Genomic DNA, 23,148 nt, shown 5'->3' on the forward strand with positions numbered 1-23,148 from the left:
AGCGCCGGGCCGCTTCCGGCGCAACATGCCGGACCCCATCCCCGTGGCCGTCCTTGCCCGCCTGGCCGTAGACGGCCGCTACCAAGGTGAGGGGATCGGCCGCGCGCTCTTTCGCGATGCCGCACTCAGGGTCGTGAACGCCGCCGATGCTATCGGTATCCGCGGTATCGTCGTTCATGCCATCTCGGAGGACGCCAAGCGTTTCTATCAAGCGCTCGGCTTCGACCCGAGCCCGCGCGAGCCCATGATGCTGCTCGTAACGCTCGCAGACGTACGCGCCGTTCTGCGGAAAGCCGCCGACTGACACTACAGGCTGCTCGGGTCTCGTTTGAGAGCGCTTGTAGCACGGCTACGGGGCTGTAGCGTCGTGAGGCCGGGAGTTCTGAGACTGCGATGATGAGAGATCAGATCGAGGCGTACGTCGCCGAGGCCGAGAACGAGTACCGCGGGGTCGCCCCGGTCGTCGAGTTGCGGGTCCGGAGCCCGATGATAGAAAAGCGCCGCCCACCGTTGCGAGCCGACTCGAGAGGAGACCCACGATGAGCGCCGACGCTACCGCGACCCTGCTTGCCGCCCTCGACCGCGCCCTCGAAACCGTCGTCGCCAAAGGCACCGCGCGGACGAACCAGGGCAAGGACATCGACGCGCACCAGCCGCAGGCCGAACGTGTCGCGTACTTCGCGACCGAGGTCCGCGCCGCGAAGTGTCTCGCCGAATATGCGGCCGGGGAGGGCAGTGCCGAACCGCACATCGACGACATGGCACTCCTCTTCGCGGCTGAGATTGCGAGCAAGGCCGCGGGCCAGCTCGATGCGCACGCCGACGATCTCGGCATCAATCCCGGCTTCATCGACGAAACGCTCGCGACGCCTGTCGTGCGCGCTGCGATCCGCGCCGGCATGGCCGACGCGCGCGTCACGGCGATCGGCCGCCGCCAGCTCGAGATCCGCGGTGTCAACAACAGCCCGGCCGACGAGCTCTCCGCGATGACCCGCGACGCCGTCCGCCAGTTCGCGACCACCGAGGTCGCGCCGCTCGCCGAGCACATCCACCGCCACGACGACCTCGTGCCCGACGCGCTCATCGGCAAGATGGCCGAGCTCGGCTACTTCGGCATGGCCGTGCCCGAGGCGTACGGCGGTGGCGGCATGGGGAACCTCGCGATGATCATCACGACCGAGGAGCTCTCGGCCGTGTCGCTCGCCGCCGCCGGCAGCTTGATCACGCGTCCCGAGATCCTCACCAAGGCGCTCGTGAAGGGCGGCACCGACCGCCAGAAGGCGCACTGGCTGCCCCCCATCGCCGCCGGCAAGATCATGGTCGGCGTCTCGGTGACGGAGCCCGACATCGGTTCCGACGTCGCGTCGATCACCTGCCGCGCCGAGCCCGTCGAGCGCGGCGGCGCGAAGGGCTGGGTGGTGAACGGCGCGAAGGCGTGGTGCACCTTCGCCGGCCGCGCCAACGTGCTGGCACTCCTCGCGCGCACCGACCCCGATCCGAAGCTCGGCGCCAAGGGCCTCTCGCTCTTCATCGTGCCCAAGGACGTGTTTCCCGGCCACGCCTTCGAGATGCGCCAGCCGACCGGCGGTTCGCTCACCGGCAAGGCCGACGCGACGCCCGGCTACCGCGGCATGCACTCCTACACCCTCATGTTCGACAACTTCTTCGTGCCCGCCGAGAACCTGGTCGGCGAGGAGGGCGGCGTCGGCAAGGGCTTCTATCTGCAGATGGCGGGCTTCGCGGCCGGCCGCCTCCAGACCGGCGGCCGCGCGACCGGTCTCGCGCAGGCGGCGCTGCAGCGTACCTGCGAGTACGCGAACGACCGCAAGCAGTTCGGGAAGCCGATCGGCCAGTACGGCCTCACGCAGTACAAGCTCGGTCGCATGGCGACGCACATCGCGGCCGCCCGCCAGCTCACGTACACGGCGGCGCGCATGATGGACGAGAACGAGTCGATCGCCCTCGAGCCCGCCATGGCGAAGCTCTTCTCCTCGGATGTCGCGGTGTGGGTGACGCAGGAGGGCCAGCAGCTGCACGGCGGCTGGGGCTACGCCGAGGAGTTCCCGATCTCGCGCTACGTCGTCGACGCGACGGTGCTGCCGATCTTCGAGGGCGTGAAGCCGATCCTCGAGCTCAAGGTGATCGCGCGGAACCTGCTCGGCTGAGCACGGTGTCGTCGTGATGCGACTCCCATTCGCCGGCGGGCGGGTGGGGGTCGCTCTTCGGCTCCTGGTTCCTGGAGCCCAGCCCTTACTGCCCGCCGGCGATTCTGCGCATCGGGGTCAAGGGAGCTGTCCGTCGCCTCAGGGCGACCCCCACCCACCCGGCGCCGGCCGCGCGTCGCACCGCACGCCGCCGCGCCCTGCCTCTGCTCGCCGCGCGCGGCTTCTTGTTCCTCGGCCTCTGCCTGGGCGCGCCGCGAGCGTTCGCGCCGCGGGGGTGGCGGGGCGTCTTGCGAGCGACAGACAGCTCGCTTGACCCCGCGCCATGGGGGTAGCGGCGGGCCCTGAGCGCTGGGCTCCAGCGGCCGGGAGCCGCAAGACGCCCCGCCACCCCCGCGAGACCAACCTTCGATCGCGGCGCGCCCTAGAGGTCGTTGCGGTCGAACACTTCGAGATCGACCGTGGTCGTGTTGTTCTCCGGGTTCTGCGCGTCGTCGACGTCGGGGTCGGTGTCGAGCGCGACCGCGTTCACGTCGAAGGTGCAGCGAAAGGGGATCTTGGTCGACACCGAGATGACGTTCTCGAGCTTCACGGTCGCGACGACGCTCGCCTTGATCTTGCCGCCGAGCGGGACGTTCGCGGTCGCCTGGAGGCCGGGGGCGCCCGCGTCGGCGTCGAGCTGCGTCACGGCGCCGCCGCCGCACGAATTGCCGCTGATCGTGAGCTCGTACGGGCGGCTGACGGGGGCGATCGGACCGAACTCGACATTCGACACCTCGAGCTTGATCGTCTTGCTGCTCGTGGCGTCGCCGGTTCCGATGTTGACCTTGGTCGCTTTGGCGACCTTGATCAGGAGGTCGGGACCCTCGGCGCGCGTCGACGCGATGCCGTCCGCACCGGAATCGACCACGGCCTGGTTCGCGGTGCAGGCGTTGCCGACGGGCACGAGCTGCACGTCGTCGCCGGCGCCGAAGTTGTTGGCGGTGGTGTCGGCGACGAGGTTCGGGCCGCAGAGCACGACGTCGGTGTTCGGCGCGGCCGTGCCGGCCGCGAGGAGCTGGACGTCGTCGCCGGCGGGCGCGAGTGTCTGGGCGACGCCGTCGGCGCCGGCGATCACGCACGGCGTGTTGGCCGGCGGAACGCCGATCGTGATGCCGCTCGGGTACGTGTCGTCGCCGCCGAGCGGGGTTTCGGGGATGCCGTTCGGCCCGGTGTCGACGACCACGCGGTTGGCGTTCTGGCAGGCGGCGCCGAGCGCGATCAGCTGGACGTCGTCGCCCGCGGCGACGCTCTCGACGATCTTGTTGGCCCCGCAGCGGATCTCGTTGCGATTCGGGGTCGCGCCGCCGACGGGGGCGGCCTGGATGTCGCCGGCCGCCGCGCTCGTATTGCAGAGGCCGTCGGCGCCGGTGTCGAAGACGATCGAGCTCTGCTGGCCGGTGCCGGGGGCGATCACCTGCTGGTCGGCGTGCAGCGGCGTCGCGGCAGAGAGGGCGACGAGCGCGTAGACGAGGGTGGAGCCGAGATGGCGCATGGAGACCTCCGGGCGCATGGCGTTGAGACCGCCGTACTCGACCGCGGGGCGTTGGCGCAACCGGATTCTACTTGCCTCCGCCGCGTTGCGCGCGTTACGACCGAGACGTCCCTGATCATGGAGGTTCCCATGCGAGTCGCGCGTGCCGTCGGGTCTCTCTGGTGTCGGTTCCTCCTCGCCGCCGCCGTCGTGCTCGCGTCGGCGCCGCGCACCGACGCGGGGTGCACGACGAGTCAGGACGCCGGGCTGGTCCGCAGGGCCCTCAACCAGGGTATGCGCTGCGCCGACAAGCGCCTGCGCTCCGGCCCGTTCGCGACCTGCAACGTGACGTCGCCGCCCGCATGCGCCGGGACGCTCGTCGCGGACGCGATCGCGATCGCCTACGGGGCGAACCACCCGCCGGCGGCGGCGGTCGTCGACCGCAGCGGACTCCGCGACCAGCTGCGCTGCCAGAAGAAGATCGGCACCGCCGCCGCGAGCTACGTCGGGTCGAAGCTCAAGGACCTCGCGAACGGCAAGGATCCGATCGAAGCCGAGGCGCGGGCCCGGAAGCAGCTCGACAAGCTGCCGACCTACTGCCTCGTCGACGTGCTCCAGGACCCGAGCACGATGCATGTGCCCTCGGTCGGACCGCAGTGCGCCGCCGCGGCGCCCGCGACGCCGGGCGCTCCGGCCGACGCGGCCGCGCTTCGCGATTGCCTCGGCACGCTGCTCGGCGTCTGGGTCGACCGCTACGGTCCGGATCCGCAGCCGCTGCGCCCGAACATCCTCTTCATCCTGACCGACGACCAGCGCTGGGACACGACGGGCCCGGTGCACTCGCCGAGCGGCTCGACCGACGTGATGGCGCGGACGCGCGCCGAGCTCGCCGCCGGCGGCGTCGCGCTCACGCAGGCGTTCATCACGACGCCGCTCTGTTGCCCGAGCCGGGCGAGCATCCTCTCCGGCCAGTACGCGCACCGGACGGGCGTCTACAAGAACGGCGGCAACAACGGCGGTGTCGACGACTTCGAGTTCTCCGCGCCGGGTGTGCCGGGCCTCTCGGCCGACGCGCTCCCCGTCTGGCTGCAGGGCGCCGGGTACCGCACGAGCCTGATCGGCAAGTACCTGAACGGCTACGGGCAGCTCTGGCAGAGCGGCGACCCGCCGTACGTCCCGCCGGGCTGGACCGAGTGGCGCGGCATGAAGAACGTCGCGTTCTACGACTACGTGATCGTCGAGCCCGACGGCCTGGGCGGCTACGGGGAGGTCTCGTACGGCAGCGCCGAGAGCGACTATTCGACCGACGTGCTGCGCGAGAAGGCCAAGGCCTTCATCAGCGCGAGCGTCGCGGCCGGCGAGCCCTTCTTCCTCTATCTCGCGTTCAAGGCGCCCCACCTGCCGCAGATCCCCGCGCCGCGCCACGACGGACTCTTCCAGAGCGTCGCGCCGTGGCGCCCGCCGAGTTGGAACGAGGCCGACGTCTCGGACAAGCCGACCTGGCTCCAGGGCGAGCCGCTGCAGGACGCCGCCGAGCTCGACCAGATCCGCATCGATCAGCTCGAGATGCTCCAGGCGGTCGACGAGGCGATCGGCGGCAACCCGAGCTTCGGCATCACCGGGATCATGGAGCATCTGCGGAACCTCGGCGTCGCCGACGACACGCTCGTCGTGTTCTTGGGCGACAACGGGTGGCTCTGGGGCGAGCACCGCCTGCGCGGCAAGAATCAGCCCTACGAGGAATCGATCCGGTCGCCGATGCTCGTGCGCTATCCGAAGCTCGCGCCGCTGCCGCGCGTCGAGACGCGCTTCGCGCTCAACGTCGACCTGGCCCCGACCTTCGCCGAGCTCGCGGGCGTCGGCGTGCCGATCGCGCAGGACGGTGCGAGCCTCGTACGAATCCTCGACGGCACGCAGGCCGCGGGCACCTGGCGCGCCGACGTCCTCGCCGAGGCGTGGCCGGGAAGCCATCCGTGGGCGCTCGTCCGCGAGGCGCAATGGAAGTACATCGAGATCCCGCTCACACCGGGTGATCCGGCGACCGCGTTCGAGCGCGAGCTCTACGACCTCGACGCCGATCCGTACGAGCTCGCGAACGTCGCGGACGACGTTCAGAACGCGGCGCGCGCCGCGGCGATGGCGATGCGTCTCCGCGAGCTCCGTCCGAACTGGCCCGTAGACTCGGATCCGGAGGGCCCCGACCCGGCCGAGGACGAGTAGGCGAGGTGGATCATTCCCAGGTCGCCGAGAAGCAGGAGCGGGGCGATGAGGCCCCGGCTCATGGAATGACGCCTTTCTCTTTGAGCGTGCCGATCGCCTCCCAGTCGTGGCCCAGCTCGAGCAGGATCTCCTCGGTGTGCTGGCCGCACTCGGGCGAGACGCCGCCGGGCGCCCATGGGGTGCCGGAGAAGTCGATCGGCGTCGCCACCATGCGCGCGGTGCCGCCCTCGGCGACGGGCACGTCGACCCAGCAGCCGGCCGCCTCGGCCTGCGGGTCGGCGATCACCTCGGTGGTTGTCTGTACCGGGGCCCACCACATGCCGGCGCGATCGAAGGCCTCGCCCCATTCGGCGAGCGTGCGGGTGGCGAAGAGAGCGTCCAGCAGGCCGATAAGCTCGGCGACGTTCTCGCGCCGCGCCCGCATGGTGGCGAAGCGGGGGTCTTCGAGCCACTCGGGTCGCTCGATGGCGCGCACCAGATCGGGCCAGTGCCGCTGGCCCTGCAGGCCGAGCAGCCAGAACCACTTCTCGTCCCCGGCGCGGTAGGCGCTGATCACCGGGTTGGGCGTTGCCTCGCGCGTCATCGGCGTGGCCTCGATGCCGAGGCGGAGCGCCGCGTTGGTGTCCCAGCCGAGCACGTAGACGCCGACGCGCAGGAGGGACGTGCTGACGAGCTGCCCGCGCCCGCTGCGCGCCCGCGCCAGCAGGGCCGCCGAGACGCCGCCGGCGAGCATCATGCCGGCGGTGTGATCGCCCATGGCGCCGCGTTGGAAGGGCGGGGGGGCGTCCGGCGTGGTGAGTGCGGCGGCGATACCGGCGCGCGACCAGAAGGCGCCGATGTCGTACGACGGGCGATCGGCGTCCGGCCCGTGCTGGCCGTAGCCGGTGACCAGCCCGTAGACGAGGCGCGGGTAACGCGCCGACAGGCCGGGCCAGTCGAGACCGAGCCGCGCCAGAGCGGCGGGACGCATGTTCGTCAGGAAGACGTCGGCGCGCGCGAGCAGCTGATGCGCGATGCGCCTGCCGTCCTCGCTGCCGAGATCGAGCGCGATGCTGCGCTTGCCGCGGTTGTCGAGCTCGAAGGGCGGGTTGGCGGGCAGCTCGACGCCGGCGACCGTCAGGTACAAGCCGCGGAAGGGGTCGCCGTCGTGGGGTTCGATCTTCACCACGTGCGCGCCCCAGTCGGCGAGCACCGCACCGGCCGACGGCCCTGCGACCCACAAGCCGAGATCGACGACCGTGACGCCTTCCAGGGGACCGGGCATGGCTCACCTCCTCAAGGCGCGACGGGCGCGTCGCCGCGCAGGAAGAATTTGCCGGTCGAGCGTGCCAGCCGCTCGCCGTCGCGGCGGATCTCCGCTTCGACCACCCAGTAGCGCGGGTGCGATCGATCGGTCACGACGGCGCTCGTCTCGAGCGGCGTCTCCACCGGCACCGGGCGCTCGTAGCGGACCGCCAGCTCGCCGGTGACGACCCGGCGATCGGCGGTGAAGAAGACGGCGGCGCAGGACATCTCGTCCAGTACGGCGGCGACGATGCCACCGTGCGCGATGCCGGGTGCGCCGTGGAAGCGGTCGCCGATGACGTGCCGGGACTCGATGCGCTCGCCGCGGCGGCGAAACCGGAGCCGGAGTCCGACCGGGTTCGCCGGCGAGCAGCCGAAGCAGCCGCCGTCTTCGGGAAAGGTCGCCTCGACGTCGTCGGGAAGCGGCACAGTCGAGGCTATGCCTCGGAGCCTCCGCCCGAGGCAACCCCGGGGAACCCGAGCGCCGCCCGGGCGCAGTGCGACCATGGACGCTCGTGCGACGGGCGGGCGGCGCACCCGCATCGTCGCTGGCTCACCCGCGGCCTCCGTGACGACCCCAAGCCGTGCCGGGGCGCGATGCTCGCACGCGCGCCATCGTGTTCTCGAGCACGAGATACGCGGCCGGCACGACGAAGACCGTGAGCGCCGTGGAGAACACCACGCCGCCCGCGACGGCGATGCCGAGCGGGGCGCGCAGCTCGCCGCCTGCACCCGAGCCGATCGCGATCGGGAGGATGCCGACGACGGTCGAGATGGCGGTCATGAGAATCGGACGGAAGCGGGTGACCGAGGCCTCGAACGTGGCGGTCGCGAGATCGCGGCCCTGCTCGCGCAGCTGATTGGCGAACTCGACGATCAGGATCGAGTTCTTGGTGACGAGCCCGATCAGCATGACGAGGCCGATCTGGCTGAAGAGGTTCAGCGTGGCGCCGGTCAGCCAGAGCGTGGCGAGGGCGCCCGTGAACGACAGCGCGACCGCGATCATCAAGACGGCCGGGTGCCAGACGCTCTCGAACTGCGCGGCGAGCACCAGGTAGATGATGACGATCGCGAGGAGATATGCGAAGGCGAGCGCGTTTCCCGACTCGTAGAAGTCTTCCGACTCGCCCGAGAACGTGAGGCGGTAGCCCGCTGCGTCGCCCGTCACCTCGGTGGCGAGCGCCCTGATGCGATCGAGCGAGGCGCCGAGCGGGACGCCGGGGAGGAGCGACGCCGAGAGCGTCGCGGAGCGCAGACGATCGAAGTGGGGGAGGCCGCGCGGCGCGGTCGACTCGCGCACCCGCACCACCGACTGGAGCGGGACGAGCTCGCCGTTCTTGCCGCGGACGTAGAGCTCGAGGAGCTCGCTCGGCCGACGCCGGAACGCCTCCTGGAGCTGCACCATGACCTTGTAGGTCTCACCCTCGAGCTTGAAGCGTGAGAGATCGAGGCCGCCGAGGAGGATCTGGAGCGTCGAGGCGATGGTGCGTACCGAGACCCCGAGGTCGGCGGCGCGATTGCGGTCGATGTCGACCACGACCTGCGGCTTGTTGAGGACGAGGTCGCTCCGGACGTTGACGACGCCGGGAATCTCGCCGGCCCGCCGCGTGATCTCGTTCGCGAACACCGCGAGCTGCTGGACGTCGGGACCCTGGAGGACGAGCGAGATCGGCGTGGCGTCGAAGCTCGTGCCGAGCGACGGCGGGCTCAGCGGGAACGCCAGCATTCCGGCGACGCGGTGCAGCCGCGGGTAGAGCGTGCCGATGACGGCCTCTTGCGAGAGCGCGCGCGCTTCCCAGGGATCCAGGGTGACGAACATGCCGCCCCGGTTGACGGCGCCGGGACCGGCGTTGGCGAAGGCGACCACCGAAAAGGCCTTGGCGACGTTCGGCGCCGACTGGACGATCGCCTCGACCTCGCGCTGGTAACGATCGGTCTCGAGGAGCGTGGTGCCTTCGGGGGCTTCGGTGATGACGAGGATGTTGCCGCGGTCGGCGTGCGGCACGAACTCGCGCGGCAGGACGTACAAGAGCCAGAGGCCGAGCGTGAACCAGGCGGCGCCGACGGCGAGGCAGACGCGGCGGCGATCGAGGGCGACGCCGAGGAGGCGGCGGTAGCCGGCGGTCAGGTGTTGCAGGGCCCGCTCGAGCCGGAGCTTGACGCCATGCTCGGCGCGGGCCGGGCGGACGAGCCGCGCGCACATCATGGGGGCGAGCGTGAGGGCGACGAAGCCGGAGATGGCGACGGCGGCGGCGACGGTGACGCCGAACTCGCGGAAGAGCCGGCCCGTCTGATCGGTGAGGAACGCGAGGGGAAGAAACACGGCGATCACCGAGACCGTGGTCGCGAGCACGGCGAACGAGATTTCCTGCATGCCCCGGTGTGCGGCCTCGCGCGGCGGCGTGCCCGACTCGACCCAGCGCGTGACGTTCTCGAGCACGACGATCGCGTCGTCGACGACCAGGCCGATCGCGAGCGTGAGCCCCATGAGCGTGAGCGTGTTGATCGAGAAGCCGAAGAGGTCGAGGAAGGCGAAGGTGCCGATCACCGAGACGGGAATCGCCACCGCGGGGACGAGGGTCGCGCGCAGGCTCCGCAGGAAGAGATAGATGACGGCGACCACGAGCAGGATGGCCTCGAAGATGGTGCGGGTGACGTCCGCGACCGAGCGGCGAATGAACGTCGATTGATCGTAGGCGACGTCGAGCATCACGTCGGCGGGCAGCTCGCGGCGGAGCGCCTCGACCTCGGCGAGGACCGCGTCCGCGACCGCGACCGTGTTCGCTTTCGATTGCCGAACGACGCCGAGCGCGACCGACGGCTTGCCGTTGAAGCGGACGAAGTTGCGGTCGTCCTCGGGGCCGACCTCGACGCGCGCGACGTCGCCGAGGCGGATCGGCTCGCCGGCGCGCTCGGTGATCACGAGCGCGCCGAACTCCTCGGCGCTCGCGACCTCGCCGAGGGTCCGGACGGTGAACTCGCGGCGCGCCCCCTCGATGCGTCCGGACGGCAAGTCGACGTTCTCGCGCGCCAGCGCCTGCTCGACCTCGGCGATCGTCAAATTCGCCGCGGTCAGGCGAACGTTGTCGATCCACACCCGCATCGCGTGCCGCCGCTCGCCCGCGATGATGATCGTCGCGACGCCGGGCAGCTTGCTCAAACGGTCCTTGAGCCGGGTCTCGGCGATCGTGGAGAGCTCGAGCTGACCGTAGCGCTCGCTCGCGAGCGCCATCCAGATGATGGGTGCGGCGTCCGCGTCGCTCTTGGCGACGACCGGGTCCTCGACCTCCTCGGGCAAGGTGCCGCGGACGCGGGCCACACGGTCGCGCACGTCGTTGGCGGCGTCGTCGACGTTGCGTCCGAGGTCGAACTCGATCGAGATCTCCGAGACCTGCTCGCGGCTGAGCGAGGTCAGATGGCGGATGCCGTCGATGCCGACGAGCTCGTCCTCGAGCGGCTGGGTGACCGACGTCTCGACGACCTCGGGGGCGGCGCCGGTGTAGATCGTGGAGACCGAGACGATCGGCGGGTCGACGTCGGGGAGCTCCCGGTTCGAGAGGCGCGGCAGCGCGATCACTCCGGCGAGCACGATCACGAGCGACAGCACCGTGGCGAGGACCGGGCGTTCGATCGAGTGACCGGAGATCCTCAGGGCCGCGCTCCGGGGCTTGCGGTCGGCTTCGCGTCGGCGGCGACGGCTTCCACGCCGATGCCCGGTGCGAGCTTGTTCGTGCCGGCGACGACGACCACGTCGCCCGCCCGCAGGCCGCTCGTCACCTCGACGATGCCGTGGCGGCGAAGGCCGAGCGCGACGTCCACCGGCACGGCCTTCTGCGCGGCGTCGATCCGCCAGACGAAGGCGCCGGTGCTGCCGTAGACGACGGCACTGTCGGGCACCGCCAGCACGTTCTCGCGCGTGCCGAGCCGAGCTTCGACCGTCGCGAAGAGGCCGGGACGGAGCGTCAGATCCGGGTTCGGGATCCGGGCCTTCACGAGCAGGCGGCGGTTCTGCGGGTTCAGGCTCGGCGCCACGAAGGAAATGGCTCCCGAGAAAACGCGGTCCGGGTACGGCGCGACGCGGATGTCGACCGGCACGCCGACGCGGGCGAGCGGCATCGCCAGCTCGGGGAGCTGGAAGGCGAGCTCGAGGTCGGCGATCGACTCGACCGTCACGAGGTCGTTCTCGGGCTCGATGCGGGCGCCGAGCGACACCAGCCGGTGGCCGGCGTACCCGTCGAACGGGGCGGTGATGCGCGTGCGGTCCACCGCGACACGCGCCACCTCGAGGCGGGCTCGCGCCGCCTCGAGCTGCGCGGTGGCGTCGTCGAGCTGGGAGGGTGCGACGATGCCGTCGTGCGAGAGGTCCTGCATGCGACGGTGGTTCGCGTCGGCGAGGCGGAGCGCCGTCTCGGCCTCGTGCCGGCGTGCGACCTGCTCGTCGTCGCGGAGGCGGAAGAGCAGCTGGCCGCGGTGCACGGCCTCACCCTCCCGGAACTCGATCGCGGCGACGATGCCCGACACCTCGGACCGGACGGTGACCTGCTGCACGGCATTGAGCTGCCCGAGCAGGTCGGCTTCGTTGGCGAGCGCTCGCGGGGTGACGGTGACGACTTCGACGACGGGTGGCGGCGGTCCGGCCGGGGCGGTTTCGCCGGAACGGCTACAGCCCGAGAGCGCCAGCAACAGTCCCGAGACCGCCGCCGCGAAGGGGCGGCGCAGCCGCATCACTCGCGTTCCTTCGCTGGCGGTTCGTACCGGGCCAAGCCGGCGCGATCGCGCTGGTCCGATGCGTGCGGCGCTCACGGGCATGCGATCACGAAGACGTCGGGCGCCGATTCCTCGGCGCGGACGCCGGCGAAGCGGCCGGTCAGCTGCTGCAGGCGGGCGATGCGGGCGTCCACCTCGGCGCGTGTCAGCGGCGGGAAGCGATGGGCGGTGTACACGGCGGAGTTCTTGTGGGCGTCGAGGCGGGCGTTCCGGAGCTTCTTCCGCCGTCGGCGGAGCGCGTCGACGCGGCTGCGGAGCCGGGCGGTCCAGGTCGGGACGGGAAGGGGCAGCGCGGCGAGCTCGGCGAGGCGGTCGACGATGCGCTCGGCCGCGAGGCGCCCCGAGAGCGCCGCGAGGTGGCGGTTCTTGAGCTCGGCCTGCCGCGCGAGCGCGGTCGCGCTCGGCGCGAGGGCGCCCGCGAGCGCCCGCTCACAGCCCGCGATCAGGTCGCGTGCGCTTTCGGCGGCGACCGAGAGCTCGTTCGGGAGCGCCAGGTCGAGATCCTCCTCGCGCCACGGTCGATACGCGAGCACGGGCGTGCCGAGGAGGTTCGCCTCGATCCCGGTCGTGCAGCCGTTGTGGAGGACGACCGCCGCGGCGAGGAGCCACGGTACGACGCTGCCCTCGTACAGCACCTCGACGTTCGGCAGGCCGGCCGCGGCCGCGCGCCAGGTCTCCGGGTTCTCGGCCGGATGGGGCCGCACCACGATCGCGCGCTCGGGGAACGCGCGCGCGAGCGCGGGCAACACGGCGCGGAATGCGTCGAAGAGCTTGCGTCGATGGGCGGCGAGGCGGCTCTGGAAGGCGTCCGCTTCCGGGTCGGACTCCGGCCGGCTCGCGGGCGCGACCGACCGCGCCTCGTGCGCGCCGTGGCGCGGCACGAAGTGGTTGACGCTCCCGAAGTTGCTGTTGATGAGAATGGGCCGGCCGAAGCGGGCTTCGACCGCACGCCGCTCGCCGTCGAAGAAGCCGCGGAGCTCGGGGCGCATGAGATCGACGCGCGCGTTCCCGGTCACGTGGATCGGCTGCGCCCGCCACGCCGGCGCGGCGCGCCAGTTGTCGGCGTTCGCCTCTCCCCACGCGAAGAGCTCCTCGGTGAGATCCATGACGGGCGCCGCGACGCGCGCCGCGAGGTAGCGCGCGCGCGAGTACCAGACGAGCCCTTCCTCGTCGAGCGCGACGACGCGGTGACCGAGCGCGCGCAGGATGCCCGTCATCTTGAGACTGCTCCGGAAGAGGTCCTTCGCGAGCCACACGGAGCGCGGCAACGCGGCGACCTGCAGATGGATGGCGGTGCGCGATCCCACCACCGTCCGCAGCCCCCGCTCGGCGGCGACGCAGGCGAGGAGGAGCTTGGCGTCGAACTCGCGGCTACGCGTCTCGGACGGGACGATCAGGCCGCTCGGACTCACCCGTCGTCCCTGAAAACGAGGCGCTTCTCGGAAGCGAGCGGCACCTCGGCGAGCAGCGTCGCCATGCGCGCACCGGCATGGCCGTCGCCGTAGAAGTCGGTGCGGACCTCGCGCCGGTCGGCCATCGCGCTGCGCACGGCGGCGATGATCGCGTCCCGATCGTAGTCGACGTCGGTTACGTTCGTGCCGCGATCCCGTCCGGCCTGGCGGCTTCCGACGTTCACCGCCCGAACGCCGAGCCACGAGCACTCCCGGATCGCGACGCTCGAGTTCCCGACGATGCAGTGCGCGCCCGCCAGCAGGCGGATGAAGTCCTCGGGTGGGAGGTTCTTGAAGAAGTGGACGTTCGCGACGGCGTGGGTCTCGCGGTAGGCGCGGATGCCGCGCGAGGTGCCGTCGGAGCCGGCGTCGACGTTCGGCCAGAACCAGAGCGTCGGGAGCCCGAGCGCGTCGACTGCCTGCAACGTCTCTTCGACGTGGGCGCGGGCGCGCTCCCACTCGGTCGTCACCGGGTGCTGCAGCACGACCAGGTAGCCCCGCGAGAGGTCGAGGCGCGCGCCGACGCCGCCGAAGCGCCCGACCGTCCCGAGGTCGAGCGGCCCCTTGGCGACGGCCTCGCGCGCGAGGTCGATCGACGGGCAGCCCGTCACGAAGACGCGGTCGGGCCGCTCGCCCATGCGCACCACGCGCTCCGCCGCCGGCGCCGAGGCGACGAAGTGGACGTCGGCGAGCTTGGTGACGGCGTGGCGGACTTTCTCGTCGATCGAGCCCGTGATCTCGCCGCCCTGCACGTGGACGAGCGGGATGTTCATGTAGGCGGCGGCGATCGCGGTCGCGATCGTCTCGAAGCGGTCGGCGACCGTCACGACGGCGCTCGGGCGGAGATCGTCGAAGATCGTCGCCAGCTCGGCGAGACCGAGCCCCGTGCTCTTGGCGGAGGTGACGGGGTGCTCGCCCTCGACGATCATGTAGACCTTGCGGTCGACGCGAAAGCCTTCGTCCTCGATGACCTTCACGGTGTTGCCGTAGCGGTCGAGGAGGGCCGAGGCGCCGACGACGAGCTGGAGCTCGAGGGACGGGTGGGCGCGGATGGCCGCAAGCGCGGTCCGGATGCGCGCGTAGCTCGGGCGCGCCGTCACGACGACGCAGATCCGCCGCGTCATGCGCCCTCGAGATCCTCGCAGGCGAGGAGCTGGTCGCGCGTGAGCGCACGGGCGAGGCGGCGGCCGAGGATGGTCGGCAGATCCTTCGGCGGGATGCCGGTTCCGGGCTTCTTCAGCGCTACGTGCTCGCGCGCGAGCACGGTCCCGGCCGGCAGGTCGCGGGCCGCGACGATGCTGCGCTGGAAGATGCCGCGCAGCGCCGCCACCTCGGCGGCGGCCGCGGCCTTGTCGACCGGATGCGCGCGCATCGTCTCGACGAAGCGCACGCCGCGCACCAGCTCGCGGAGCTCGTCGGTCGTGACCGACGCGATCACGTCGGGCCCGAACATCTCACGCGACAGCGTCACGTGCACCTCCACCATCTCGACCCCGTACGTCGCGGCGGCGATCGCCGGGAAGATCGTCGCCGAGTGGTCGGAGAGGCCGACCGCCGTCGCGTAGCGCGTGCGCAGCGCGTCGATCACCTCGAGGCCGACGTGCTCGGGCGGGCAGGGATAGCGCGAGCTGCACTGGAGGACGGCGAGCGGCGCGCCCGCGCGCTGCACGCGCGCCACGGCGGCGTCGAGCTCGTCCCACGTGCTCATGCCCGATGAGAGGATCACCGGCTGCCCGGTCGCGGCGCAGGCGTCGACGAGCTCGTCGTGCGTCACCTCGCCCGAGGCGATCTTCCAGCCGGCGACCCCGACCCGCCGCAGCAGCGCGATCGACTCCAGCGAGAAGGGCGACGAGAGGAAGAAGAGGCCGCAGTCGTCGGCGTGCGTGCGCAGGCCCTCCCACTGCTCGGCCGTGAACTCCATACGGCGCCAGTAGTCGATGCGGCGGTCGTCCTGGAGGCTGAAGCGCTTCCGCCACGGCTCCGACGGCGTGCTCTCGGCGGCGGCGATGTGGGTCTGGAACTTCACCGCGTCGGCGCCGGTCTTGGCGATGGCGTCGATGAACGCGTGCGCCATCCCGAGGCTGCCGTCGTGGGCCTGCGCGACCTCGCCGACGATCGTACACGCCCGCCCTGGGGCGGGATCGTGGAGCCAGGTCGGGCGGCGAGCCAGGGCGGAGTCGGTCATCGCGCGCCAGCCTACGCCAGCCCGCGCGCGAGCAGAAGCTCCGCGAAGGCGAGGTCGAGCGGGTCGTCGACGTTCACCATCGGACCCTCGAGCACGACCCCGACGCAGTCGTGCTCGACGATCCAGTCGTGGTCGAGGAGGGTGTCGCGGCGGACCGCGTAGCAGACGCCGTTGCGCGTGAAGCTCGCGGGGATGGTCTGTCGATTGGCGTGGCGCGCGCCCTCCGGGAGCACGAAGGAGAGTACGCCGTCGGCGCTTCGCCGCAGCGTCTTCTCGGGCGTGTAGTGGCCCGGCACCCGGCTCACCGTGGCGGCCGCGCGGTGATCCCCGTCGACGAGCGCGGTGATCGTGCGCTCCACGTCTTCGGCGCGCCGGAACGGCGACGTCGGTTGCAGGTAGATGGAGACGTCGAAGGACGCGCCGAAGACACGCTCGCTCTCGCGCCAGGCGTGCGCCCACACGGCCGCGCCCGTGCTCGCGTCGGTTGCGAGCTCGGGCGGGCGCATGAACGGGACGTCGAGCCCGTGCGCTCGGCCTTCCGCCGCGATCTCCGCGTCGTCGGTGCTGAGGACCGCACGATCGATCCACGCGAGAGCGCGCACGACGGCGCCCGTCCGCGCGATCAGGCTCTGTCCACCCACGTGCGTCAGGTTCTTGCGTGGGATGCCCTTGCTCCCGCCGCGCGCCGGCACCACCGCGAGCACGCGCCGACCCTGCCAACTCACGGGCGCCTTTCCCCGGGCAGGGAACGGCCACGAGCGCGGTGGTACGCAGGGGCGCGGTCCTGTCGCGTCCGCTCGGGGTGGATGAAAGGCCTGTCGCGCATCGACCCTCGGGTGTGCTACCGCAGCCGCGTCCGAAGCGAAAGCCGAAGGGAGGTCCCAGACGCCGTGCTCGCTCTTCGCGCGCTGCTCGCGGTCGTCGCGCTCCCGGGGGCGGCGACCGTCTTTCTGCCCTGGATGCTCTTGCGAATGAGCGGCGCGGATGCGCCGCCGTCCGCGGCCCGCGCGGCCGGAGCGACCCTCATCGCCGTCGGGGCGAGCGTGGTCGCGTGGTGCGTGGTCGACTTCGTGCGCGTCGGGCGCGGCACGCTCGCGCCGATCGACCCCCCGACCGTCCTCGTGCGTCGCGGGCTCTATCGCGTCGTCCGGAACCCCATGTACGTGGGCGTCCTCACGGTGCTGGTCGGCGAGGCGCTCGCCTTCGGTGCGTGGCCGATCGCGGCGTGGGCCGTCTGCCTCGCCGTCGGCTTCCACGCGCGCGTCGTTCGCTACGAGGAGCCCGTGCTGCGCGCGACGTTCGGCGCCGCGTTCGACGAGTATTGCCGGCGCGTGCCGCGCTGGCTCCCGGCGCTCCGCGGCTGAGTCTTTCGCTGCGACCGCGCCGCGCGCCGACTCCTAGCGCGGCAGATCCTTCGTGCCCTTCTTCGGCGCGCCGACCAGGCACGCCATGTTTCCCGCCGGATGCTTGTTCTCGTACATCAGCTGGTGGGTGTGCGGGATCTGTTCGAAGGTGAACGTCTCGCTGAGGCAGGGATCGACCTTGCCCGCGAGCACGAGGTCGTTCAGGCCCTTGGCCTGCTCGTCGTTTGCGAAGTGCGAGCCCTGGAAGCGCTTCTGGCGCATCCAGAGATAGCGGAGGTCGACGACGGCGTTGTACCCCGTCGTGCCGGCGCAGATCACGACCATGCCGCCCGTGTCGCAGACGAAGATCGACGTCGGCACGGTGTCCTCGCCGGGGTGCTCGAAGACGATGCGTGGGCTCCGCCGCTCGCCGAGCACGTCCCAGAGCGCCTTGCCGAAGGCGCGCGCGCCCGCGGCCCACTTGTCGTAGGCGGCGGTGTCCTTCCAGTGCGGCAACATGCCCCAGTGATCGAACTTCTTGCGGTTGATGCAGCCCTTGGCGCCGAGCTTCTCGCAGAAGGCGAACTTGTCCTCGCCGGATACGACCGCGACCGGGATCCCGCCCTGCGCCCTCACGATCTGGATCGCCATGCTGCCGAGGCCGCCCGACCCGCCCCAGACGAGCACGACGTCGTCCTTCCGGACGGTGTGCGGCGGCCACGCCATCAGCATGCGGTAGGCGGTCGCGCCGACGAGCATGTAGGCCGCGGCGGCTTCCCACGTGAGGTGCTTGGCCTTCGGCAGGCACTGGTGCGCCTGCACCTTGGTGAACTGCGCGAAGCTGCCCCAGTTGGTCTCGTAGCCCCAGATCTGGAAGCTCGGCGCGAACATCGGGTCGACGCCGGACTGCACGACCTTGTCGTCGCGACCCCAGACGCCGCAGTGGATCACGACCTCGTCGCCGACCTTCACGTTCTTCACGTCGGCGCCGACCTTGTAGACGACGCCCGACGCGTCGCTGCCGCCGATGTGGAAGCCGGTCGTGTCGCCGCTCTTGGCGTGCACCTTCACGACGTCGATCGGGATGCCGAGGGCGGCCCAGACGTTGTTGTAGTTCACGCCCGCGGCCATGACGCAGACGAGCACCTCGTCGGGCGCGATCTCGGGGACCGCGACCTTCTCCACCCGGAACGCCTTCGTCGGCTCGCCGAAGCGGTCGGGACGGATGACCTGGGCGTACATCTCGGCCGGGACGTGGCCGACGGGGGGGATCTGACCGATCTCGTAGAGGTCGCGCGTGTCGCTCATGAATGCCGTCTCCTGGAAGGGAATCGCTGGGCGTCGTCGAATGGGTCGGCGAAACTTACTCGACGTCCCGGCGCCGTCGCAAGCGCGCCGTCGCGCTCAGCGGCCGACGAATCCCAGGAACTCGTCGAGCGAGCCGAACCGCATGAAGAGGTTGCGGCGCTTCTCGTGGCCGATCGTCGAGGTCGGCCGGTCGGCGTAGTTGTGGCCGGGGTAGAGCACCGTGTCGTCGGGGAGCTTCCGGAGCGTATTCAGGCTCTCGTAGAGCTCGGCGGGATCGCTGCCGGGGAGGTCCGTGCGGCCGCAGCTGCCGATGAAGAGGGTGTCGCCCGAGATGAGGTTGCCGTCGACGAGGAAGCACTGCGAGCCCGGGGTATGTCCGGGCGTGTGGATGAACGTGAGCGGAACCTTGCCGACCTGGATTGCGTCGCCGGCGTCGACCGCCACCACGTCCGACGCGGAGAGATCGGAGACGCGCCCGACGTATCCCGCCTCGTGCTTGTTGATGTACGCCTTGATTCCGAGCCGGCCGACGAGCTCGGTCGCGCCGGTCACGCTCATACCCATGAAGCGGCCGCCGAGGTGATCGGGGTGGAAGTGGGTGACGAGCGCCTTCGTGATCGTGTAGCCGTCGGCCGCGGCGGCGTCGATGATCGCGTCGATCTCCCAGGCGGCGTCGACGACGGCGGCCTCGCGCGTCTCCGGATCGCCGACCAGGTACACGTAATTCTGCATCGGCCCGATCGCGAGCTGACGGAGATAGACCGGGAACACGCTCATGATTTCCTTTCGGCGGCGCGCTTCGGTGGTTTGCCCGCCGGCAGCGTGAGACCCTTTTCCCAGAGATACTCGGGCTCGCCGAGCCGGCGCGACATCCAGCGCGCGAGCACGAACAGGAGATCGGAGAGGCGGTTCACGTAGCCGAGCGTCGACTCGCCGACCGGCTCGCGCTTCATGAGTCGCAGGATGTCGCGCTCGGCGCGGCGGCAGACGGTGCGCGCCTGGTGCAGAAACGCGGCGATCGTACCGCCGCCGGGCAGGATGAAGGACTTCAGGGGCTCGAGATCCGCCTGGCACTCGTCGATCGTCCGCTCGAGCACTTGGATCTGCGCGGGGCCGATGCGGATCATCCCCTCCCACGCCACGTCGGGCGGGGTGGCGAGCTCGCTCCCGAGGTCGAAGAGCTCGTTCTGGAGCTGACGCAGGATCTGGTCGAGGCGCTTCGTCGCGGCGGACGGCGGCGCGGCGTCGTTGCAAGCGCGGACGATGCCGAGCACGGCGTTCAGCTCGTCGATCGTGCCGTAGCTCTCGATCCGCGGGTCGTCCTTCGGGACGCGCCGTCCGCCGACGAGGGCCGTCTCGCCCTTGTCGCCGCTGCGCGTGTAGACCTTGGTGATGCGGATCGCCACGCTCGGACAGGCTCCTAGCCCGGATTATTCATGCGTTCTCGTCGCGAAAGTGCCGAGCGTGCGTCAGATCGGGCCGCGCGGAGGGCCGAACGACGCAGGCATGGTTCGACACCATGTCGAGGAGTGAGGCCCGAGCCCGGCCCGAGATGACGTGCGATTGGCGCTTGCAGTAGAGAACTCATGAATAATCCGGGCTAGCGCTTCGCGGTCACGTCCGTCGCGACCGGGAGGCCGGCGTCGCGCCAGCCGGGGATGACCACGCGACCGGTCTCGTCGCGGGCGCCGCCGAATCCGCCGCGGACGTTGGTCACGTCGGTGTAGCCCGCCGCGGCGAGGATCTCGGCGCCGCGTTGCGAGCGGCCGCCGGCCTGGCAACCGACGAGTAGCGGGGTGTCGCGGGCGAGCGCGCGCTGCACCGCGTCCACGAAATCGGGATTCGGGGTCGAGCCGCCGCCGCGGAAGAAGAGGACCGGGACGTTGATGGCGCCCTCGGGGTGCCCCGCCGCGAACTCTTCGGGGGTGCGGACGTCGAGATAGACGGCGCGCGGGTCGCGCTGCAGGGTCTCGTAGGCGTCGGGAGGCGTCGTCTGCCGGATCTCCATGGGCTCCGTCTGTATCAGAGGCCGGGACGCAGCGTCACCCCACGGCGCGACCTGGTGTCGTCGGCGCGACCTGGTCACGTCCCGGTCCTGGCCACGCGCCTGCCGCGAGCGGCCCTGCGATCGGTGTCGCCGGCGGCCGGGTCCAGGATCGCTTCTACGGTCGCCGGGTCGCTGACACCCAGCGCGTAAGGCCCGCCGCAACCTCACTGCCCTGCGATCAAGCGAGGCGCGGCTCCCCGAAGCGATCCCCGACCCACTCGCCGGCGCTTCAAGCTCAGACGAAGCTCGACGGATGCGGTGCACGGATTCGTCGCGCACGTCGCCGCCCACGAAACGCGGTCGTTCCGAACACGGTCGGTCGGAACGCGGCCGGCACTGAACCCGATGGATGCAGCAGGCGGGCGGGTCGGGGATGGGTCCGGGGAGCCGCAGCTCGCGTATTGCGCAGGACGCAGAAGCTGCGGCGGGCTCTACGCGCTGGGCGGCAGTGGCCCGGCGACCGTAGGACCCCCCCCCGACCCGCCCGCCTGCGGCCACCGCTTCCGGTAGCCCTGCTGCGTGGGATCGGACCTCGACGCCACGCGGGATGTTCGCGTGCGGTTCAGTGCGCCGTCGCGTCGGTGAAGAGACGGAGATAGGCTTCGCGGCTCGCCGGGGGCAGACCGGCGAGCGCGAGGTTCTCCTCGACGTGGGCGCGGCGTCGCATGCCGACGAGCGCGGTGGTGATGCCCGGGGTCGAGCGCACGAACTGGAGCGCGCGCTGAGGGTCGGTCCGGCAGCCCTCCATGGCCTGGGCGAGCACGGCCGGCAGCGGGCCCGTGAGCTTCCCCTGCAGGAGACTCGCGCTCGCGATCACCGTCAGGCCGTGGTGATCCGCGGCTTCGACGAGCGAGCCGACGTGGTCGCCGACCGGTTGGTTGCGCGACGTGAGCGCTTCGGTCATCGCGAGGCTGCAGGGCAGCTGCACGACGCGAAAGTGGTGGGCGCGCCCCGCCGCGCTCGCCGCAAGCGCGACGAGGTCGGCGAGGGCGAGGGCATCGGCCGCGTCGGGCGCGACGCGGAACGCGTTCCAGGTGGCGACGCCGTAGCAGCCGATCGTGCCCGCGTCGACCGCCTCTTCGAGCACGCGGAAGGCGGCGCCGATCCGTGCCGTCACCTCGGCGCGCGGCACGGTGGCGAGCTGACTCTCCGGATTGTGGAGGTAGTACACGTCGATCCGCTCGACCTGGAGGTTGGCGCGGCTGCGGTCGATCTGGTGGCGCAGGTAGGCGGGCGCAAGCGTGTGGCCGCCGGCCAGCTCGTCCGCGGGCACGAGTCCGGGCGCGACGTACGCGTCGTGGAGCCAGCGCGCCGGCTCGGCCGGATAGCTGCCGTCGAAGGGCAGGTAGCCCGCCTTGCTGCACACGAGCACCTCGTCGCGTGCGACCGTGCCGTCCGCGATCGCCGCGGCCAACGCCCGGCCGACGGCGCGCTCGCTCCGCTGGGCGCGGTAGTTCGCCGCGGTGTCGACGACGTTGCTGCCGTGGGCGAAGGCGCTGCGGACGGCGTCGACGTAGAGTCCGTCGGTCGCCTCGTCGAGCGGACCGAGGTACGTGCCGATCCCGAGCGAGGCGACGGTCAGATCGCCGGGGCCCGCGCGGAAGTGCGCCGCGGGAAGCCGGCCGGCGAACCGGTCACGATACCGCCGGGTTCCGTCCGGGCTCGCGGCGCTCGTCGACATGCGACTCCTTCGGAAAGCAATGGGTGCGGATGATGCTCTTCAGGCGTTCGAGGTCGATCGGCTTCTTGTAGAGGACGCCGGTCGCGAGCCCGGCGAGCTTGCTGCGCTTGATGACGTGATCGTGGTCGTAGAGGTAGCCCGTCATCAGGATGACCGGCAGCCTCGGCGCGCGCTCCTTGAGATCCATGTAGAGGTCGTATCCGTCCATGTCGGGCATCACGACGTCGCTCACGACGAGGTCGAAGCGCTGGCGGGTCGCGATGTCGAGCGCGTCGAGGGCGGAGGTGGCGATCACGGCCGTGCAGCCTTGATGACGCAGGAGCTCTGCGAGCGACTGGCAGACGCCGAGGTCGTCGTCGACGACGAGGATCCTCAGCCCGGCGATCGACGGTACGCCGTCGTTGCTCGTCGCCGACGGCGCGGCGGGCGGCGGCGCCGCCGCGGACGCCTGGCGCAGATCGGTCATAAGGGTGCCGGGCAGGTACTGGCGCGTCTCGTACTCGTCGCCCGCGGCGAGCTCCTGGACCCGCCCGACGATCGCGTGGATCTTCGCGACCTCGCGCTGCACAGCCTCGAAGCGTTCGGCCTCGACCACCAGCTGCCCGTCGGTCGCCGTCCGGCGCACGAACTCCTCGATCAGCTCCATCGTGTTGGTGATGACCTCGAGCGGGTTGTTGATCTCGTGCGCCAGGCTCACGGCGAGTTCGCCGAGGGTGACCAGCCGGTCGCGCAGGCGGATCTGGCGGAGGTCCTTGGCGAACCCGATCGACCCGACCTCGATCCCGGCCTCGTCGTAGGTGATCGAGCCCGAGATCGCCACCGGGATCTCCGTACCGTCCCTGGCGACGAACACGGTCTCGTAGTTCTTGACCGAGCCCGTGCAGCCGGCCTCCGACCCACGCATGGCCCGCATGACGTCGCGGGCGTGGTCCCGGGACTTGTAGACCCGCTGGACCGGCTTCCCGAGCACCTCCTCGGACGTGTAGCCGAGGGTCTGGCGCGCCCCGTCGTTGTAGAAGACGATCGCGCCCTGCCGGTCGACGGCGACGACGATGTCAGGGGAGTTTTCGAGAAGCTTCTCGAAATAGATGCGCGGCAGCGGCATCGAGCGTTCGGTACGCCGTCGCGAGCGAAGCTGCTCTCGAACGACGTTCGGCATGTTAAGCCGCGTGCTCCGGAGGGTCAAG

The 23,148-nt window shown here is 71.1% G+C and carries 19 protein-coding genes; 4 read left to right on the plus strand and 15 right to left on the minus strand.

Going from position 1 to position 23,148, the window contains the following annotated elements:
* Positions 1–304: GNAT family N-acetyltransferase (locus tag IT293_18415; GenBank protein MCC6766636.1), on the plus strand; the 304-nt coding region annotated here is incomplete at its 5' end.
* 235 nt (positions 305–539) lie between these two features.
* Positions 540–2,165 (plus strand): acyl-CoA dehydrogenase family protein, encoded by a 1,626-nt coding sequence (locus tag IT293_18420; GenBank protein ID MCC6766637.1) that lies wholly within the window; start codon positions 540–542, stop codon positions 2,163–2,165.
* A gap of 421 nt (positions 2,166–2,586) precedes the next feature.
* On the opposite strand, the gene IT293_18425 is transcribed toward IT293_18420, so the two are convergent.
* Complete coding sequence (locus IT293_18425) at positions 2,587–3,696, minus strand: hypothetical protein (GenBank protein MCC6766638.1); 1,110 nt, start codon at positions 3,694–3,696, stop codon at positions 2,587–2,589.
* Between the two features lie 129 nt (positions 3,697–3,825).
* On the opposite strand from IT293_18425, the gene IT293_18430 reads away from it, so the two are divergent.
* Positions 3,826–5,895 carry a sulfatase gene (locus tag IT293_18430; protein ID MCC6766639.1) on the plus strand — a complete coding sequence of 690 codons (2,070 nt, stop codon included), beginning with the start codon at positions 3,826–3,828 and terminating at the stop codon, positions 5,893–5,895.
* Positions 5,896–5,953: 58 nt separating this feature from the next.
* Here the strand turns inward: IT293_18430 and IT293_18435 are convergent, their stop codons facing one another.
* From IT293_18435 to IT293_18470, 8 genes are all read right to left on the minus strand, one after another.
* Positions 5,954–7,159, minus strand: a complete 1,206-nt coding sequence (locus tag IT293_18435; GenBank protein ID MCC6766640.1) for a CoA transferase — start codon at positions 7,157–7,159, stop codon at positions 5,954–5,956.
* 11 nt (positions 7,160–7,170) lie between these two features.
* Positions 7,171–7,608, minus strand: a complete 438-nt coding sequence (locus IT293_18440; protein MCC6766641.1) for a PaaI family thioesterase — start codon at positions 7,606–7,608, stop codon at positions 7,171–7,173.
* A 124-nt stretch (positions 7,609–7,732) separates the two neighbouring features.
* Positions 7,733–10,831 (minus strand): efflux RND transporter permease subunit, encoded by a 3,099-nt coding sequence (locus tag IT293_18445; GenBank protein MCC6766642.1) that lies wholly within the window; start codon positions 10,829–10,831, stop codon positions 7,733–7,735.
* A complete protein-coding gene (locus IT293_18450) occupies positions 10,828–11,904 on the minus strand; it encodes an efflux RND transporter periplasmic adaptor subunit (protein ID MCC6766643.1) in 1,077 nt (358 codons plus the stop codon). Before IT293_18450 ends, IT293_18445 begins: the two co-directional genes overlap by 4 nt.
* 74 nt (positions 11,905–11,978) lie before the next feature.
* Positions 11,979–13,358, minus strand: a complete 1,380-nt coding sequence (locus IT293_18455) for a hypothetical protein (protein MCC6766644.1) — start codon at positions 13,356–13,358, stop codon at positions 11,979–11,981.
* The gene (gene neuC, locus IT293_18460) at positions 13,355–14,521 is read right to left on the minus strand and encodes a UDP-N-acetylglucosamine 2-epimerase (hydrolyzing) (protein ID MCC6766645.1); all 1,167 of its coding nucleotides are present in this window, start codon (positions 14,519–14,521) and stop codon (positions 13,355–13,357) included. Before neuC ends, IT293_18455 begins: the two co-directional genes overlap by 4 nt.
* Positions 14,518–15,582: an N-acetylneuraminate synthase family protein gene (locus tag IT293_18465; GenBank protein ID MCC6766646.1), complete on the minus strand. Its 1,065-nt coding sequence runs from the start codon at positions 15,580–15,582 to the stop codon at positions 14,518–14,520. The genes neuC and IT293_18465 overlap by 4 nt, the downstream gene beginning before the upstream one ends.
* 11 nt (positions 15,583–15,593) lie before the next feature.
* Complete coding sequence (locus tag IT293_18470) at positions 15,594–16,307, minus strand: acylneuraminate cytidylyltransferase family protein (protein MCC6766647.1); 714 nt, start codon at positions 16,305–16,307, stop codon at positions 15,594–15,596.
* A 165-nt stretch (positions 16,308–16,472) separates the two neighbouring features.
* Between IT293_18470 and IT293_18475 the strand changes: the two genes are divergently transcribed.
* Entirely contained in the window at positions 16,473–16,946 is a 474-nt protein-coding gene (locus IT293_18475) for an isoprenylcysteine carboxylmethyltransferase family protein (protein ID MCC6766648.1), read from the plus strand.
* Positions 16,947–16,979: 33 nt separating this feature from the next.
* Here the strand turns inward: IT293_18475 and ccrA are convergent, their stop codons facing one another.
* From ccrA to IT293_18505, 6 genes are all read right to left on the minus strand, one after another.
* Entirely contained in the window at positions 16,980–18,233 is a 1,254-nt protein-coding gene (gene ccrA, locus IT293_18480) for a crotonyl-CoA carboxylase/reductase (GenBank protein MCC6766649.1), read from the minus strand.
* A gap of 96 nt (positions 18,234–18,329) precedes the next feature.
* Positions 18,330–19,010, minus strand: coding sequence for an MBL fold metallo-hydrolase (locus IT293_18485; GenBank protein MCC6766650.1), 681 nt, complete (start codon positions 19,008–19,010; stop codon positions 18,330–18,332).
* On the minus strand, positions 19,007–19,633 hold the full coding sequence (locus IT293_18490; GenBank protein MCC6766651.1) for a cob(I)yrinic acid a,c-diamide adenosyltransferase: 627 nt from the start codon (positions 19,631–19,633) through the stop codon (positions 19,007–19,009). Before IT293_18490 ends, IT293_18485 begins: the two co-directional genes overlap by 4 nt.
* A 200-nt stretch (positions 19,634–19,833) precedes the next feature.
* The gene (locus IT293_18495; protein MCC6766652.1) at positions 19,834–20,241 is read right to left on the minus strand and encodes a rhodanese-like domain-containing protein; all 408 of its coding nucleotides are present in this window, start codon (positions 20,239–20,241) and stop codon (positions 19,834–19,836) included.
* Positions 20,242–20,842: 601 nt separating this feature from the next.
* Positions 20,843–21,961, minus strand: a complete 1,119-nt coding sequence (locus IT293_18500) for an aldo/keto reductase (GenBank protein ID MCC6766653.1) — start codon at positions 21,959–21,961, stop codon at positions 20,843–20,845.
* Positions 21,915–23,066, minus strand: coding sequence for a response regulator (locus IT293_18505; GenBank protein MCC6766654.1), 1,152 nt, complete (start codon positions 23,064–23,066; stop codon positions 21,915–21,917). Before IT293_18505 ends, IT293_18500 begins: the two co-directional genes overlap by 47 nt.
* Positions 23,067–23,148 lie beyond the last annotated feature (82 nt).

The sequence above is a fragment of the Deltaproteobacteria bacterium genome (assembly GCA_020848745.1).
GTDB lineage: Bacteria > Desulfobacterota > Binatia > UTPRO1 > UTPRO1 > UTPRO1.

Coding starts and splice junctions, on each gene's coding strand:
- IT293_18465 (MCC6766646.1), bottom strand. CDS start 15,582: ATGACCGACTCCGCCCTGGCTCGCCGCCCGACCTGGCTCCACGATCCC.
- IT293_18500 (MCC6766653.1), bottom strand. CDS start 21,961: ATGTCGACGAGCGCCGCGAGCCCGGACGGAACCCGGCGGTATCGTGAC.
- IT293_18435 (MCC6766640.1), bottom strand. CDS start 7,159: ATGCCCGGTCCCCTGGAAGGCGTCACGGTCGTCGATCTCGGCTTGTGG.
- IT293_18495 (MCC6766652.1), bottom strand. CDS start 20,241: ATGGAGATCCGGCAGACGACGCCTCCCGACGCCTACGAGACCCTGCAG.
- IT293_18430 (MCC6766639.1), top strand. CDS start 3,826: ATGCGAGTCGCGCGTGCCGTCGGGTCTCTCTGGTGTCGGTTCCTCCTC.
- IT293_18425 (MCC6766638.1), bottom strand. CDS start 3,696: ATGCGCCATCTCGGCTCCACCCTCGTCTACGCGCTCGTCGCCCTCTCT.
- IT293_18420 (MCC6766637.1), top strand. CDS start 540: ATGAGCGCCGACGCTACCGCGACCCTGCTTGCCGCCCTCGACCGCGCC.
- IT293_18450 (MCC6766643.1), bottom strand. CDS start 11,904: ATGCGGCTGCGCCGCCCCTTCGCGGCGGCGGTCTCGGGACTGTTGCTG.
- neuC (MCC6766645.1), bottom strand. CDS start 14,521: ATGACGCGGCGGATCTGCGTCGTCGTGACGGCGCGCCCGAGCTACGCG.
- IT293_18485 (MCC6766650.1), bottom strand. CDS start 19,010: ATGAGCGTGTTCCCGGTCTATCTCCGTCAGCTCGCGATCGGGCCGATG.
- ccrA (MCC6766649.1), bottom strand. CDS start 18,233: ATGAGCGACACGCGCGACCTCTACGAGATCGGTCAGATCCCCCCCGTC.
- IT293_18505 (MCC6766654.1), bottom strand. CDS start 23,066: ATGCCGCTGCCGCGCATCTATTTCGAGAAGCTTCTCGAAAACTCCCCT.